Genomic DNA, 15,147 nt, shown 5'->3' on the forward strand with positions numbered 1-15,147 from the left:
AGTTTTTATTTTTTCGCCCCTTTTTCTCTCTTATTTCTCAATCTTTCAGTGATGTACATGTTTTAAGTATGTTTATAAGCATATAGACGCCCATGCCTGATATTCATATCAAAAATACGAGGATTTATTATAATAACTCTCTTCAGTCTGCCGAAATCCTTATTGAGAACGGCAAAATCACTAAAATCGGAAAGGACTTCAGGGTTTCAAGTTCGGACATGGTAATAGATGCAGGGGGTGCACTTACTCTGCCTGCCGGAATTGACGTGCATGTCCATTTCAGGGAACCGGGCATGACTCTAAAGGAAAACTGGTACACAGGGTCATGCTCTGCAGCTGCCGGGGGTATTGCCACTGTTATTGACCAGCCAAACACCATACCTCCTACAACAGACAGGCGCACTTTTGAACAGAAGCTCAAACTTGCCCGGAACAAGTCAATTGTTGACTTCGGGATTAACGGCGGGGTTACGGGAAACATAGAGAAGCTCAAAGAACTCTGGAGGCTGGGAGTCACGGCTTTCGGGGAAATCTTCATGGCTGAGTCTACGGGCGGGCTAAACATCAATGAAGAAACATTTGAAGAAGCCCTTGCTGAGATCAAACGCCTTGGAGCCCTTGCTACAATCCATGCCGAGGATGAAAAGATGCGCCTTGAAATGGAGCAGCTGTTGAAAGATGATGTTTCTTATGAGTACCATTCAAGGGTACGCCCAAACGAATGCGAGGCATCGGCTGTCAAGAGTGCTCTTGAACTCATTTCCAAACTCCAGGTCAGGGCACATTTCTGTCATCTAAGTACGCTTGAAGCTGTGGGAATGGTACGAAAAGAGAAATATCTTGCAAAAAGAGAAAACAAAACATCCCTTTTTACATGTGAGGTTGCTCCTCATCACCTGTTTCTCTCTACGAAGGATTGGGAGAGGCTCAGGTCTTTTGGCAAAATGAACCCTCCTCTGAGGGGAAGCCATAGCATCAAAGCGCTTGTAAATGGGTTGAATGACGGGACTATTGATATGGTGGCGTCAGACCATGCTCCACATCTTGAGTCTGAAAAGGATGTCGATATCAGGGTAGCTCCTTCCGGGGTGCCTGGGGTTGAAACCCTTATGCCTCTCATGCTTGCCGCGGTCAGAAAAAATATCCTGCCCCTTTCACAGATGATTATGGTAACAAGCAGAAACCCTGCAAAGGCTTTCGGGCTGGATCTTCAGGGAAAAGGCCGGCTTGAAGTGGGGTTTGATGCAGATCTTATAATTGTAGATCCACGCAACCTTCAACCCATAAAAGCTGAAATGCTGCACAGTAAAGCTGGCTGGACGCCTTTTGAAGGAATGGACGCGGTCTTTCCGCAATATACACTCTCCAGAGGCGAGGTAATCTGGATAGAAGAGTCCATTAATGCAAAGCAGGGAAGGGGTAAGTTCCTTGAAGGCGGCGGAACAAGGTTAGAAGAAGATGATGAAGAAAACTCTGAAGAGGCCGGATATGATTGAGCTTCCGGAACTCTCCATTTTAAACACTTTTTTAGTAATATTCAATTGAGTCCAGCTGGGAATGTAATAGCTCCTGATGCTTCTTTTCAAGGAACTTATATACCGCGCCGTGTGTAGCTCCGTCAAGCAGCATTTTTATGGCTGTTCGGATTATGGTGTTCTGTTCAGGGTATCCGAGTATGGATACGGTTTTTCCGTATACTGATATCTTGACATTTATCAGGCTTTCTGCAAGCTCTCTGGTTCGTCCACCTCTCCCTATAATCCTGCCTTTTACGCGCTGGAGCTCTTTTGGAGTGGTGGCGACGTCGGATAGGTCAATGATCTCAAGCATTAACATGTCATCTTCAAGGATTCCAAGGGCTTTTTCGGGACTAAAACCTCTTCCTATAGCTTTGAGGGTTTCAAGAATCCTGAATTCTTTCAATGGATCTTCCCCGCAGGTAATATCGATTTTTCCGCTGTCGCTGTCTATGTCTAGTTGACAAGCGGTTTTGTCCTCGATAAATTTCTTTGTTTCTCCTTTAGGACCAATAATTGCTCCGATTCGCTCTTTGGGAATTTTAAGATACTGAGTCATGTTGTTTCCGCCTGTATTTTTGAAAGCAGTTCTTCAGGTTTGTCTGTTATTCCATAGCGGCTGAAGAACCTGAGTATATTTTGCACGTCTCTGTAGAGAAACTCTCTGGCATTAGGGTGTTCTAGAGTCACAGACTGCCCCATGTCGATGAAAATCGGGGTCGTATCTGCCGGATCAATGAGGATATTGTATTCACTCAGGTCGGCATGGACGAGATTCGCTTCTTTATTGAGGAGGCGCATATATTCGACGATTCTGTCATAAACAAGCTTTGCTTCATCGTTTTCCAGGTGCGTGTTCTTCAATAGGGGATAGGGCACCTTTTCTTCTCCCATGAACTCCATTATAAGAATATTTTTCTCCGCAACCAGTGGCTCAGGCACTCGTATTCCTGCGCTCTTTGCACGCGTCAGGTTCTGGAATTCCTTGCGTGTCCATGCAAAAATGATGTCTCGCCTGTTATTTCTAATGTTTGTGAAGCGAGGGTCTTTCATAATATAGGCATCCATCGCCTTGAAAGTGCTGCTGGCCATTCTGTATATCTTTATTGCCAGTTCTCTTTCCTCACCTTCTGCATAGAAGACATTTGCTTCCTTTCCAGTACTGATCGAGCCCCCCAACGCCTTTATTATGCCTTTATTGGAAAGGGTATAAAGGACTTTAAGGGTGGGCACGTCGAATACATTTTCTTCCACCTTCAGCCTGGAGGAGTCTTTCTCCCTGGCACGCGCTTTATCTTTGGCGCTGTCAAGGCGCCTTATTTTCTCGTCCTGGTCCATTACTATGTTATCCTTTCAGGTACCCTTTTCTCTCGAGCCAGTCTACCTGTGGCCTTGTGTATTTCCATATAACGTCTGCCTTTTCGTTCTGAAACTCCCATGGCACAACGATGACAACATCTCCCTCTCTAATCCAGGTTTTCTTCTTCATCGAACCCGGAATTCTCCCCATACGGACGACTCCATCTATGCAACGGAGCTTAAGACGGTTTGCACCAAGGAGACTTTCAACGGTTGCCAGAATCTCGTTATTTTCCCTGCGCGGAGTACGTATTCTTGTTACTGTCTCTTCCGTGCTGGGATTGGCTTTTGATATAGGTTTCTTTAAGTCCGCCAGTGTGATACCTCGTTATATGTAGTTTGCAATTATTATATTATTTTTAATTTTTATACCCTATATATCCTATATCTCTTTTTTCGGGCTTTAAGGTTATTCATCGTGCCGCTTTCAACTTCCTGTTGTTATTTTAATGCTGCGCTTTTCTGCTTTCTTTTTATCCATTCTTATTATTATTATTTTTTATGTGATTTGCCTGGCGACAGGTATATATATCTGATACATGTTTGTATGTCTCACACGTAAAACAAGCGTGCACCGCTCTTGAATTATTAATTCCTGGGTGGGATTCAGGAACTGAAAAAAACAAAATTTCATTATATGTTATGTTTGTTTTTCTATACAATGTTGCCTGAATGAAAAGCTTTATATACTAAAACTCGTGTATGTATGTTTCCAGTACCAGCACGAATATTATTGTGTTGGTTGGTTCTCTCATAGTCATGTGGTTTGATATTTCGTCTTTTTTCAAAAGAGAAATACAATGCTTTATATACTATGAGCGTGTACATATATCTCTCTCTGGCGTGGATCTCAAATCCCGCGAGAAAGTTTTCTCATAGCAATCTGGCGAAGGTTCTTCCTGTCAAGGGGGGATTCGATACCTTTATATACTATGAGTGCGTAACTATAATTTCCTGCATCATAAATGCAGCAATTACTACTCATTATTAATTTGGTGGAGACAGGAGTTATTTTTTCTGTCTGACGAGGATTTGTCGGTTCGGTTAATTCTGGGTGATAGATGTTTCAACATCTATCGCGAAATGAACTAACTGAATTGCTAGTTGTTAGTGCAAGTTTCTGCGACCAAGACCTTTAAGGAACAAAGTGTGTATAACAATTCTGGTTGATCCTGCCAGAGGTTACTGCTATCGGTGTTCGCCTAAGCCATGCGAGTCATATGTTCTTCGTGAACATGGCGTACTGCTCAGTAACACGTGGATAACCTGCCCTTGGGACCGGCATAACCCCGGGAAACTGGGGATAATTCCGGATACCGCATATATGCTGGAATGCTTTATGCGTAAAATGGATTCGTCTGCCCAAGGATGGGTCTGCGGCCTATCAGGTAGTAGTGGGTGTAATGTACCTACTAGCCAACGACGGGTACGGGTTGTGAGAGCAAGAGCCCGGAGATGGATTCTGAGACATGAATCCAGGCCCTACGGGGCGCAGCAGGCGCGAAAACTTTACAATGCGGGAAACCGTGATAAGGGGACACCGAGTGCCAGCAACATTTGCTGGCTGTCCAGGTGTGTAAACTACACCTGTTAGCAAGGGCCGGGCAAGACCGGTGCCAGCCGCCGCGGTAACACCGGCGGCCCGAGTGGTGATCGTGATTATTGGGTCTAAAGGGTCCGTAGCCGGTTTGGTCAGTCCTCCGGGAAATCTGACGGCTCAACCGTTAGGCTTTCGGGGGATACTGCCAGGCTTGGAACCGGGAGAGGTAAGAGGTACTACAGGGGTAGGAGTGAAATCTTGTAATCCCTGTGGGACCACCTGTGGCGAAGGCGTCTTACCAGAACGGGTTCGACGGTGAGGGACGAAAGCTGGGGGCACGAACCGGATTAGATACCCGGGTAGTCCCAGCCGTAAACGATGCTCGCTAGGTGTCAGGCATGGCGCGACCGTGTCTGGTGCCGCAGGGAAGCCGTGAAGCGAGCCACCTGGGAAGTACGGCCGCAAGGCTGAAACTTAAAGGAATTGGCGGGGGAGCACAACAACGGGTGGAGCCTGCGGTTTAATTGGACTCAACGCCGGACAACTCACCGGGGGCGACAGCAATATGTAGGCCAAGCTGAAGACTTTGCCTGAATCGCTGAGAGGAGGTGCATGGCCGTCGCCAGTTCGTACTGTGAAGCATCCTGTTAAGTCAGGCAACGAGCGAGACCCGTGCCCACTGTTACCAGCATGTCCTCCGGGACGATGGGTACTCTGTGGGGACCGCCGGTGTTAAATCGGAGGAAGGTGCGGGCCACGGTAGGTCAGTATGCCCCGAATCTCCCGGGCTACACGCGGGCTACAATGGATGGGACAATGGGTCCCTACCCCGAAAGGGGTTGGCAATCTCACAAACCCATTCGTAGTTCGGATCGAGGGCTGTAACTCGCCCTCGTGAAGCTGGAATCCGTAGTAATCGCGTTTCAATATAGCGCGGTGAATACGTCCCTGCTCCTTGCACACACCGCCCGTCAAACCACCCGAGTGAGGTATGGGTGAGGGCACGGACTCTGTGCCGTGTTCGAACCTGAATTTCGCAAGGGGGGTTAAGTCGTAACAAGGTAGCCGTAGGGGAATCTGCGGCTGGATCACCTCCTAAGCATAAAAACACTATCACCCAGATGCCGATAAACCGAACAAATCCTCAACTCTGAGATCCTTTGTGGATCTCTAGTCTCTCTCGGGCTTGTAGATCAGCTGGAAGATCGCTGCCTTTGCAAGGCAGAGGCCCTGGGTTCAAATCCCAGCAAGTCCATTTTTGTGCACCCGGTAAGTAGTTTACCGGGGAAGGGTGGATAGCCTGCGCGGAACCGCGGGCATATGAAGTCGTGTATAGGTGCTGTATATTGAACGCTAACTGGACCTGGTTAGGTGTAACAGGAGTTATGCTATCAGGTGGATGGCTCGGCTCAAGAGCTGATGAAGGACGTGCCAAGCTGCGATAAGCCCGGGGTAGGTGCATGGATCCAATGAACCCGGGATCTCCGAATGGGACCTCTCCATAGTGATCAGTAATGATCGGGAACGCTCCGAATTGAAACATCTCAGTAGGAGCTGGAAAAGAAATCAAACGAGATGCCGCTAGTAACGGCGAGTGAACACGGCACAGTTCAAACCGAATCCCTTCGGGGAAATGTGGTGTTGTAGGGCTGTTCAAACGTTTGGCGGCGAAACCGAACTTGCCTGGAACGGCAGACCATAGAGTGTGACAGTCACTTAGGTGTAAGCCAATAAACCGGAACATGTCCCTGAGTACCGTGCGTTGGATATCGTGCGGGAATCTGGGGGGCACCAACCTCCAAAACTAAATACTACTTGAGACCGATAGCGAAATAGTAGGGTGACCGAACGCTGAAAAGTACCCCGAGAAGGGAGGTGCAAAGTGCCTGAAACCTGATAGTGATGGAACGATACGGCATGAAAGGATCTTTGACATGAAGGAATCATTCGCGAGGATGTAGTACGAATGTCACTGCCAGTGTCGTATCTTACGTTTTGAAGAACGGGCCAGGGAGTGTATCTTGGTGGCAATGGCTAACCTTTTATCTGGGCAGCCGAAGCGAAAGCAACATGTGCGCAGCCTTCGGGCGAGGCACGACGTATACAAGTGCGTGGAGTCACCGGGGTACGACCCGAAGCCGGGTGATCTAGGCGTGGGCAGGTTGAAGCGTGGCGAAAGCTACGTGGAGGACCGCAAGCGGTTTTGATCTGCAAATCATTCGCGTGACCTGCGTCTCGTAGTGAAATGCTAATCTAACCCGGCATCCGCTGGTTCCTTCCGAAACATGTCGTAGCATGACCTGACTGGAGATCGTCGGTGGAGTAGAGCACTGATTGGCGGTTCCGGGGGAGAAATCCCTCGCCCGCCTGTCAAACTCCAAACCCACTGTCATCTGAGAAAGTCGGAGTCCGGACTACTGGGGTAAGCTTGTAGTCCGTAAGGGAGACAACCCAGCCCGTGGTTAAGGTCCCCAAGTGTCGACTAAGTGTTAACACTAAAGGGCGTCCCAAGCCCAAGACAGCTGGAAGGTTAGCTTAGAAGCAGCTACCCTTCAAAGAGTGCGTAACAGCTCACCAGTCGAGGTTTGGGGCCCCGAAAATTGACGGGGCTCAAGTCGACCACCGATACCACGGAGTACCGCAAGGTAATCTCGTAGGAAGGCGTTGTGTTCGGGCTGAAGCAGGGCTGTAAAGTCCTGTGGACCGTTCACAAACGAAAATCCTGGTAATAGTAGCAGCAAAGCAGGGTGAGAATCCCTGCCGCCGAAGGGGCCAGGTTTCCTCGGCAATGATCGTCAGCCGAGGGTTAGTCGGTCCTAAGACGTACCGTAATTCGAGTACGCCAAAAGGGAAACAGGTTAATATTCCTGTACCATTTAGCACTAAAGTCTGACGTTTTCGGGCAGGCCGAGCGGCGTCGTCGCGCCGTCTAAGCAGCTAAACCTGTGGAGAGCCGTAATGGCGAGAAGCGGGCGAATCTGTAATGGCGTAAGTCGGCTGCACCCAGGAACCCGTGAAAAGGACAGCTAAATGTCCGTACCGAGAACTGACACTGGTGCCCCTAGCTGAAAAGGCTAAGGCGTGTCGGAGTAATTCAGTTAAGGGAATTCGGCAAATTAGCTCCGTAACTTCGGGAGAAGGAGTGCCTGCTGTGTAGACAGCAGGTCGCAGTGACCAGGGGGCTCTAACTGTCTAATATCAACATAGGAGATTGCAAACCCGTAAGGGCTAGTACAATCTCTGAATCCTGCTCAGTGCAGGTACCTGAAACCCCGGTTCAACGGGAAGAAGGGCCTGTAAACAGCGGGGGTAACTATGACCCTCTTAAGGTAGCGTAGTACCTTGTCGCTTAATTGGCGACTTGCATGAATGGATCAATGAGAGCCCTACTGTCCCTAACTGGAGTCCGGTGAAGCTTACATTCTAGTGCACAGTCTAGAGACCTCTAGGGGGAAGTGAAGACCCCGTGGAGCTTTACTGCAGCCTGTCGTTGGGTTGTGGTTCTGGATGTACAGTGTAGGTAGGAGACGTCGAAGCGGGTGCGCCAGCATCCGTGGAGTCACAATTGGGACACTACCCTTCTGGAACTACGACCCTAACTCTGCGAAGAGGACCCCGATAGGTGGGCAGTTTGCCTGGGGCGGGACGCCCTTGAAAAGATATCAAGGGCGCGCAATGGTTGACTCAAGCGGGTCGGAAACTCGCTGAAGAGTGCAAGAGTATAAGTCAGCCTGACGTTATTCAGCAAAGCAGTGGATGACGAGACGAAAGTCGGTTCTAGCGAACTTTTGAGCCTCCTTGGTGGGGGCCAAAAATGACAGAAAAGTTACCCCGGGGATAATTGAGTCGTTGCCGGCAAGAGTACATATCGACCCGGCAGCTTGCTACCTCGATGTCGGTTCTTTCCATCCTGGCCGTGCAGCAGCGGCCAAGGGTGAGGTTGTTCGCCTATTAAAGGAGATCGTGAGCTGGGTTTAGACCGTCGTGAGACAGGTCGGTTACTATCTACTAGAGGTGCCAGAGGTCTGCGGGTAAGCTGCTTTTAGTACGAGAGGAACCAAGCAGCGGCGCCACTGGTGTACCGGTTGTCTGACAAGGCATCGCCGGGCAGCTACGCGCTAAGGAATAAGAGCTGAATGCATCTAAGCTCGAAATCTGACCTAAAAAGAGACCTCTTTAAGGATTCCGGTAAAAGACCGGTTTGATAGAAACGGGATGTAAGCACCAAGGCAACGAGGTGTTCAGTCCGCGTTCACTAACTATCCGTTCCTTTCACCTAATTCAGGTCCAGGCGAAATTCAGTATGCAGCACCCCTATACATGACTTCTTTCCTATCCCCTTTATAAGGTCGAGCTTGGCGGCCATAGCGGCAGGGCAACTCCTGTACCCTTTCCGAACACAGAAGATAAGCCTGTCCACGTTCCTTACTGTACTGAAGTGTGCGAGCCTTCGGGAACTCTGGATCGCTGCCAAACTCACCCTATACTACTTTAAATCTATTCTGAATATCGTTTTCTCTAAAAATGTTTTTCTGATAATTGATTTTTTGATATTACTGTTGTTTTACTTCTTTGAAGCTGCTATTCTTCTTGATCTTGTTACTTTGTCTCTCTTCTGGACTATTTTGTCTGTTTCCTGGTTCTTTTACATGGCTTTCCACTATCTTTAGATATGTTTATTCTTTTGAAGCCGTTTCTAAGTTTTATTATTCTTACCTTTTTTCATCCCGTTATTTTCATCTGTTATTTTTATTACTTGATTTTTATGTTCCGGCTCTCTTTTAGCTATACTTCTCTAAAAGCGAGTTCGAATCCATTTGAATTGCTGGATTTCTATCCCGACGCCCCTATCTAAGTCTCGAAGGATGCGCTCACCTTTAATAACTGAAGCCGGACTCTTGCTGTAAGACAGAGTTATCTTAACGGAACTTCAGACTTTCACTTTTTTCCTCACAAATCTCTTTAAATAAGGCTCATGCATATTTTTAATGGGGGAAACTATGGATTACATCGAAACATGGAAAGAAGTTATACAAAGGCCGTCTGATTTTTACAGGAAAATGCCAACGACCGGAGGATATAATGAACCGCTTACCTTTGCAGCAATCAGTTATATCATATACGGGCTTTTAACTGGACTTTTTGGCCGCGGAATGATGAGAGGTATGTATGGGTACGGTGGTATCACTGAATTTGGCTTTTCCACTGTACTTATGACTGTGATTATGGCACCTATTGTAGGTATCATCTCTATCTTTATCGGAGCTGCAATATTCTATATTATTTATAAAGTTCTTGGAGGAACTGGAAGTTACGAAGGCACTGTCAGGTTCATATCTTATGCATCTGCCGTGATGGCGCTTTCCTGGATTCCTTTAATCGGTTGGTTCTTCGGGCTTTATGAGATATATCTCTATATTGTGGGCGGCATGATTGTACATGATGTAAGCATGGTGAAATCGGCGATAGCTGTACTCCTGCCTACTTTCGTAGTCATCTTACTGGCTATAGTTGCGGCAATGTTTGTTTTATCCAGTGTTTTTTCCAACATTTTTATCTAACTCGGTTTAATCTAACTCGGTTTAATCTAACTCGGTTATCTCTTTCGGGGGATAACATAACACATTTTTTACCAAATAGTTGTAAAATTCTTTCAAAATTGTTGCATCCAGCTAAATATTTATATATTAGAAATTACTTTAATTGCATCTACACGACTAATCCGTGTTCAATAATGCCAAGATGGCGGAGCGGCTACGCAATCGCCTGCAGAGCGATACCATTCCGGTTCGAATCCGGATCTTGGCTTTTTCTCTTTTAGTAATCGATTTAACCTAAAACTATATATTCAATAAAGTGCTTTAAGAAAATCCACTTTGTGCCAAGGTGGCGGAGCGGCTACGCAATCGCCTGCAGAGCTGTCTCTTATACACATCTGACGCTGCCGAGGCTTTTTAAACTACTTTTAAAATCTCTTCTCAAAGCTTTTTAATTTCCTATTTTTTACCTTTTTTAGCCTGTAATTTAGAATCCGGATTTTTATAATTTTTATATTAAGAGAATACTAACTCTGGACATGGACATTGATGAACTCATGCGGAGGCTTTTCGAACTTTATCCGGAGGGCTATGCTGATGGCTCGAGAGAGCCCTTTTTTGTGTTAATCTCCACTGTCATGTCTCACAGAACCCGGGACGACGTAACCTATCCTGCAGCAAAGAGGCTTTTTGAGAGATTCTCTACTCCTGAGGAAATGGTCGAGACTGATGTTGAAGAGATTGAAGCGCTTATAAGAGATGTAGGCTTCTACAGGGTCAAAGCCGGAAGGATAAAGGAAATCTCCGGAATTTTACTGGAAGAATACAATGGCAGGGTTCCGGATGAGGTGGAAACTCTCCTTAAACTACCCGGAGTCGGCCGAAAGACAGCTAACTGTGTACTTGCGCATGCATTCCTTAAAGATGCCCTTGCAGTCGATACACATGTTCACAGGATTTCTAACAGGCTCGGCCTGGTTGAAACAAAAGCTCCTGAAGAGACCGAAAGAGAATTAAAAAAGATATTTCCTCAGAGGTACTGGAAACATATAAATCTCTTGCTTGTAAAATTAGGGCAAAATATTTGCCGGCCTATTTCTCCCAGGTGCGGAGTTTGCGTCCTGAACGACATGTGTCCTAAAATTCTCCTTTGATTGGGAGTTTTTGGAAACTCCGTAATTATGGAATCAAAGTGCAGAGAACCTGTAGGCTGTCGAAAAACTGTTTGGGATGATACAAGATTATTTATATCAGGCTGGCGTTTAGCAGGCAAAAGGGTTATGCTATCCCTCGGTTCAATGATAAATTCGTTCTCAAACAACTAACTATCAAATATTCTAATATTTCTTTCATAGCATTTTCGAGGTTAAACATGTTTCAGATAGGAGAAGCATTAATGGGGCAGGGTGCAGAACTTGCCCATGTTGATTTGATGATAGGAGACAAGGAGGGTCCTGTAGGACAGGCTTTTGCAAATGGTCTTACTCAGCTTTCAGCCGGACACACTCCTCTCCTGTCCGTTATAAGGCCAAACCTGCCGGCTAAACCTTCAACCCTTATTATCCCGAAGGTCACTGTAAAGAACATGGAGCAGGCATCAAGAATTTTCGGACCTGCCCAGTCAGCAGTTGCAAAGGCAGTAGCAGACTCAGTAGAAGAAGGCGTAATCTCAAAGGCCCAGGCTGAAGACCTTGTCATTGTAGCTAGCGTCTTTATTCACCCTGATGCCCAGGACTATAACAAGATCTACAGGTACAACTACGGCGCCACAAAACTTGCGCTCAAGAGAGCACTTGAAGGCTTCCCGGACATCGACACTGTGCTTGAAGAGAGCAACAAGTCCACCCACGCCATCATGGGCTTTAAAGTCATCAGGCTCTGGGACCCACCTTACCTGCAGATTGCTTTTGACAACCCGAACCTCGAGTTCGTGCTTTCGGCTATTTCTCAGATCCCGAACAGTGACCACGTCATTATCGAAGCAGGCACCCCCCTTATCAAGCGCTACGGCATGGATGTAATTTCCAAGATCAGGGATGTCAAGCCCGACGCCTTCATTGTTGCTGACTTAAAGACCCTGGATACCGGAAACCTTGAAGCAAGAATGGTTGCAGACGCTGCAGGCGATGCCATTGTGGTCTCTGCCCTTGCCCCGATCAGCACCATTGACAAGCTCATTGAAGAAGCCCACAAGACAGGCATCTATGCGGTCATGGATACTCTCAACCAGCACGACCCGATTTCGGTCTTAAAGCAGCTCAAGGTCATGCCTGATGTCATTGAACTCCACCGTGGAATCGACATCGAAGGTACCGAACACGCCTGGGGCAACATTGCTGATATCAAGAAGATTGCTCCAAAGACCCTGGTTGCAGTTGCAGGCGGAGTCCGTCTCGACAAGGTGCCTGTAGCCCTTGGTCAGGGTGCTGATATCCTTGTGGTCGGACGTGCTATCACCAACGCAAAAGATATCAGAGATATGGCTGAGCAGTTCATTAACAGCCTTAACAAACCTGAAATCGACCAGTTCAGAATCATGACTGATTTCTGAGCAGGCTTTAAAAACTTCCATAAAAAGTTGCCGGAAAAACTGCTAAAACGGTTTGTTATATAAGCTGTTAAAAAAGCTGTTAATAAAACAAGTTGCGGCAAAATCTCCGGCAGAAACTATTGAAGAAAGTGTGGGTTTTCACACTTTTTTCTTTTTCATTTCGTTTCATTTTCTTTTCATTTTTCAGGAGGGGATTTTCCTGGGTTCACCATTCATTTTACTGAACTACAAAACTTATTTGCAGGGCACAGGCTACGGAGCAGTCGAGATTGCAATGGCCTGTAGAGCCGTATCCGAAGAATCAGGTATCGAGATTGCAGTAGCTCCCCAGTTTCCGGATATTTACAGGGTAGCCTCTGAGGTTGAACTTCCGGTTTTTTCCCAGCATCTGGATGGGGTAGGAGCAGGAAGTTTTACGGGGCATGTTTTTGGAAAATGCATAAAAGAAGCGGGAGCTGTCGGGACTCTTATTAATCACTCTGAAAGGCGACTGACCCTTGCAGAAATTGAGGCCTCCTTGAAGGCGGCAAAAGAATTCGGACTCAGGGCAGTTATCTGTACTAACAACGTTCCCACAACTGCAGCAGCCGCAGCCCTTGGACCCGATTATGTAGCAATCGAACCGCCGGAGCTTATAGGCAGCGGAATTCCGGTCTCAAAAGCCGACCCTGAAGTTGTTAGCGGCTCGGTTGAAGCAGTTGCAAAAATCAATCCCGGAGTAAAAGTGCTTTGTGGCGCCGGAATTTCAAAAGGCGAAGACCTCAGGGCAGCCCTTGACCTTGGCTCGCAGGGTGTACTCCTGGCCTCGGGAATTGTTAAAGCAGCAGATCCCAGGGCGGCGCTGGAAGATCTTATCAGCCTGATTTAATTTTTCTTTTTATATTTTTTTCTTCTAATATTTAGTCCCAAAAAGAAGAAAATTTAAATCAAACACGGATTATCCGTAAAATGAGTACATCTGAATAAAAAAGAATGCGGCTTTTTCAGCCGCTTTTTTCTTTGCAATTTCTTTTCAAGATTTTTGAATCATTGATAAGCCAGAATAAGAGGTTCAACTGCCCGCGGGTCCCCAATTTCAATAAGAATCAGGGCGGTCTCATCCTTCACTTTCTTATCTTCTGTTTTCAGGTTTTCTATAAGAGGATTAACTGCCGTTTCTCCCATATCTACAAGGGTTTCTCTGGCACTAACTCCAAAGTCTTTATCTCCCAGTTTTTCTACAAAAAACCCTGCAGTTTCCTGGTTTTCTGTTTTGCCAAGACCAAGGAGGGCTCCGTTTCTGATGCCCATATCCATGCCAGGGTTGTCAAATACCGTTCTAAGAGTACTTACAGCTTCAGGGCTTCCTATGTTCCCAAGAGCTGAGGCTGCAGCTATCCTTACCTCAAGAGTTTCCTTATTATCGTTTAGTACGCCGGTTAATGCTTCCGTAGCCTCAGAGCCTCCTATTCCTCCAAGGGCAAGGACAACGCTTTTTCGGACATCTGCATTTGTGTTCACGGTATCTTTTCTTCTTCCTTCAACTTCTTTTCCGCTTTCCAGAACGTCTATCAGGGGTCCTACCGCTGATTCGTTTCCCATTTTACCTAGTGTGAGGGCTGCAGTACTTCTTACCGAAGCTTTCGTGTCTCTCAGCCTCTCGATAAGATAGGGTACAGCTTCTTCTGATTCTGTTTTCCCAAGGGCGACTGCAGTGCTGCTCCTGATGTAATCTTTCTCATTATTTTTCAATTCCATCATCAGGGCATCTACAGCTCTTTCATCTCTGAGTTCTCCAAGTGCCATAGCTGCACTGTGTCTCGCCAGAGGATAATCCTGATTAAGCATCTTCAGTAAGGGCTCTGTTGCGGCTTTTTCCTCCTTTTGTCCAAGAGCCATTGCAGCTGCAACTCTTACGTATCCTTTTTCGCTTTTAAGGGCTTTAAGAAGTATTTCGGTTTCGTCTCCGTTTTCTCCAGATTCGAAATTTGAAAGTGCAAAGGAAGTATAGAGAGTGGAATTCTGTTCTTCTGCCTTAAGGGCTTCTTCGAGAATATCCGTGTCGTTTCCATATTCACTGGTTAAGGATCTTGCAAGGCTCTCTCGCATGGCTTTATCTTTTGCTTCTATAGCCCGTGCAATATCTTCTGAAACTTCTCCATTTCTCTGCCCGTCGACTGCATTTTCGACTGCAGTCATACTTGAAGCCTCTTTTTCCCCAAGGTTTCCTGAAAGAACAGTTTCCGCTCTTTCATCTCCGGTTTCAAGAAGTGCAAGAAGCAGATAACTTTTTATTTCTCCTGAACTCGAATTTCCGGGTTCAATCTTTTCAATAAGAGCACTTGCTGCAGGTTCTCCGAATTTTCCAAGTTCGGTTACTGCGTTTAATCTTGTTTCATGGTCACCAGTTTCCAGCTTATTTATGGAATTTATGATCCTATTTTCGCGTGAAACTCCAGCTACGGCTGTGGGGTTTGTTGTATTCCCACTGCTTTCCATGAACTTATCACCGCTTAAAAGAAGCGAAACAAATATAGAAAGAGTGATAAGTGCAAATAAAAGAGAAATTTTCCATTTGACCTGAGACATTATATTCCGTATCTATTTATTTATTGTTTATATTAATTTCTCTGCGATCAATGATCAATATACAACTCTAAAGTA

Annotated in this window: 9 protein-coding genes, 2 tRNA genes and 3 rRNA genes; 10 read left to right on the top strand and 4 right to left on the bottom strand. The window is 46.4% G+C overall.

What is annotated here, in order from left to right:
- Positions 1-92: 92 nt before the first annotated feature.
- Positions 93-1,496, top strand: a complete 1,404-nt coding sequence (locus EO98_RS01560) for a dihydroorotase (RefSeq protein ID WP_048137001.1) — start codon at positions 93-95, stop codon at positions 1,494-1,496.
- Positions 1,497-1,527: 31 nt separating this feature from the next.
- Here EO98_RS01560 and EO98_RS01565 read toward each other — a convergent pair whose 3' ends face one another.
- The 3 genes from EO98_RS01565 to eif1A are packed head-to-tail and all read right to left on the bottom strand — an operon-like array spanning position 1,528 to position 3,198.
- The gene (locus EO98_RS01565; protein ID WP_048136999.1) at positions 1,528-2,076 is read right to left on the bottom strand and encodes a KH domain-containing protein; all 549 of its coding nucleotides are present in this window, start codon (positions 2,074-2,076) and stop codon (positions 1,528-1,530) included.
- On the bottom strand, positions 2,073-2,855 hold the full coding sequence (locus EO98_RS01570; RefSeq protein WP_048136997.1) for a serine protein kinase RIO: 783 nt from the start codon (positions 2,853-2,855) through the stop codon (positions 2,073-2,075). The genes EO98_RS01565 and EO98_RS01570 overlap by 4 nt, the downstream gene beginning before the upstream one ends.
- A 7-nt stretch (positions 2,856-2,862) precedes the next feature.
- Complete coding sequence (gene eif1A / locus EO98_RS01575) at positions 2,863-3,198, bottom strand: translation initiation factor eIF-1A (RefSeq protein ID WP_200895223.1); 336 nt, start codon at positions 3,196-3,198, stop codon at positions 2,863-2,865.
- Positions 3,199-4,035: 837 nt separating this feature from the next.
- Here eif1A and EO98_RS01580 point away from each other — a divergent pair.
- The 9 genes from EO98_RS01580 (at position 4,036) to tpiA (ending at position 13,372) form a co-directional block, all read left to right on the top strand.
- Positions 4,036-5,513: ribosomal RNA gene (locus tag EO98_RS01580) — 16S ribosomal RNA — on the top strand.
- An 85-nt stretch (positions 5,514-5,598) separates the two neighbouring features.
- Positions 5,599-5,671: transfer RNA gene (locus EO98_RS01585), tRNA-Ala, on the top strand.
- Between the two features lie 119 nt (positions 5,672-5,790).
- Positions 5,791-8,695: ribosomal RNA gene (locus EO98_RS01590) — 23S ribosomal RNA — on the top strand.
- 75 nt (positions 8,696-8,770) lie between these two features.
- Positions 8,771-8,892, top strand: a 5S ribosomal RNA gene (gene rrf / locus EO98_RS01595).
- Together the 16S, 23S and 5S rRNA genes with 1 tRNA gene alongside form the textbook arrangement of a ribosomal RNA operon.
- Positions 8,893-9,416: 524 nt before the next feature.
- Positions 9,417-9,977: a YIP1 family protein gene (locus EO98_RS01600; RefSeq protein WP_048141751.1), complete on the top strand. Its 561-nt coding sequence runs from the start codon at positions 9,417-9,419 to the stop codon at positions 9,975-9,977.
- A 175-nt stretch (positions 9,978-10,152) separates the two neighbouring features.
- Positions 10,153-10,224 (top strand) — tRNA-Cys (locus tag EO98_RS01605).
- A 268-nt stretch (positions 10,225-10,492) separates the two neighbouring features.
- The gene (nth, locus tag EO98_RS01610) at positions 10,493-11,107 is read left to right on the top strand and encodes an endonuclease III (protein ID WP_048141753.1); all 615 of its coding nucleotides are present in this window, start codon (positions 10,493-10,495) and stop codon (positions 11,105-11,107) included.
- A gap of 218 nt (positions 11,108-11,325) precedes the next feature.
- The gene (locus EO98_RS01615; RefSeq protein WP_048132288.1) at positions 11,326-12,504 is read left to right on the top strand and encodes a bifunctional 5,6,7,8-tetrahydromethanopterin hydro-lyase/3-hexulose-6-phosphate synthase; all 1,179 of its coding nucleotides are present in this window, start codon (positions 11,326-11,328) and stop codon (positions 12,502-12,504) included.
- A 199-nt stretch (positions 12,505-12,703) separates the two neighbouring features.
- Positions 12,704-13,372: a triose-phosphate isomerase gene (gene tpiA, locus EO98_RS01620; protein ID WP_048132286.1), complete on the top strand. Its 669-nt coding sequence runs from the start codon at positions 12,704-12,706 to the stop codon at positions 13,370-13,372.
- Positions 13,373-13,530: 158 nt separating this feature from the next.
- On the opposite strand, the gene EO98_RS01625 is transcribed toward tpiA, so the two are convergent.
- Positions 13,531-14,982 (bottom strand): HEAT repeat domain-containing protein, encoded by a 1,452-nt coding sequence (locus EO98_RS01625; RefSeq protein WP_235283714.1) that lies wholly within the window; start codon positions 14,980-14,982, stop codon positions 13,531-13,533.
- Between the last annotated feature and the right edge of the window lie 165 nt (positions 14,983-15,147).

It is taken from the genome of Methanosarcina sp. 2.H.T.1A.6 (genome assembly GCF_000979455.1).
Classification (GTDB): Archaea; Halobacteriota; Methanosarcinia; order Methanosarcinales; family Methanosarcinaceae; genus Methanosarcina.

Coding starts and splice junctions, on each gene's coding strand:
- EO98_RS01560 (WP_048137001.1), top strand. CDS start 93: ATGCCTGATATTCATATCAAAAATACGAGGATTTATTATAATAACTCT.
- EO98_RS01565 (WP_048136999.1), bottom strand. CDS start 2,076: ATGACTCAGTATCTTAAAATTCCCAAAGAGCGAATCGGAGCAATTATT.
- EO98_RS01570 (WP_048136997.1), bottom strand. CDS start 2,855: ATGGACCAGGACGAGAAAATAAGGCGCCTTGACAGCGCCAAAGATAAA.
- EO98_RS01600 (WP_048141751.1), top strand. CDS start 9,417: ATGGATTACATCGAAACATGGAAAGAAGTTATACAAAGGCCGTCTGAT.
- nth (WP_048141753.1), top strand. CDS start 10,493: ATGGACATTGATGAACTCATGCGGAGGCTTTTCGAACTTTATCCGGAG.
- EO98_RS01615 (WP_048132288.1), top strand. CDS start 11,326: ATGTTTCAGATAGGAGAAGCATTAATGGGGCAGGGTGCAGAACTTGCC.
- EO98_RS01625 (WP_235283714.1), bottom strand. CDS start 14,982: ATGGAAAGCAGTGGGAATACAACAAACCCCACAGCCGTAGCTGGAGTT.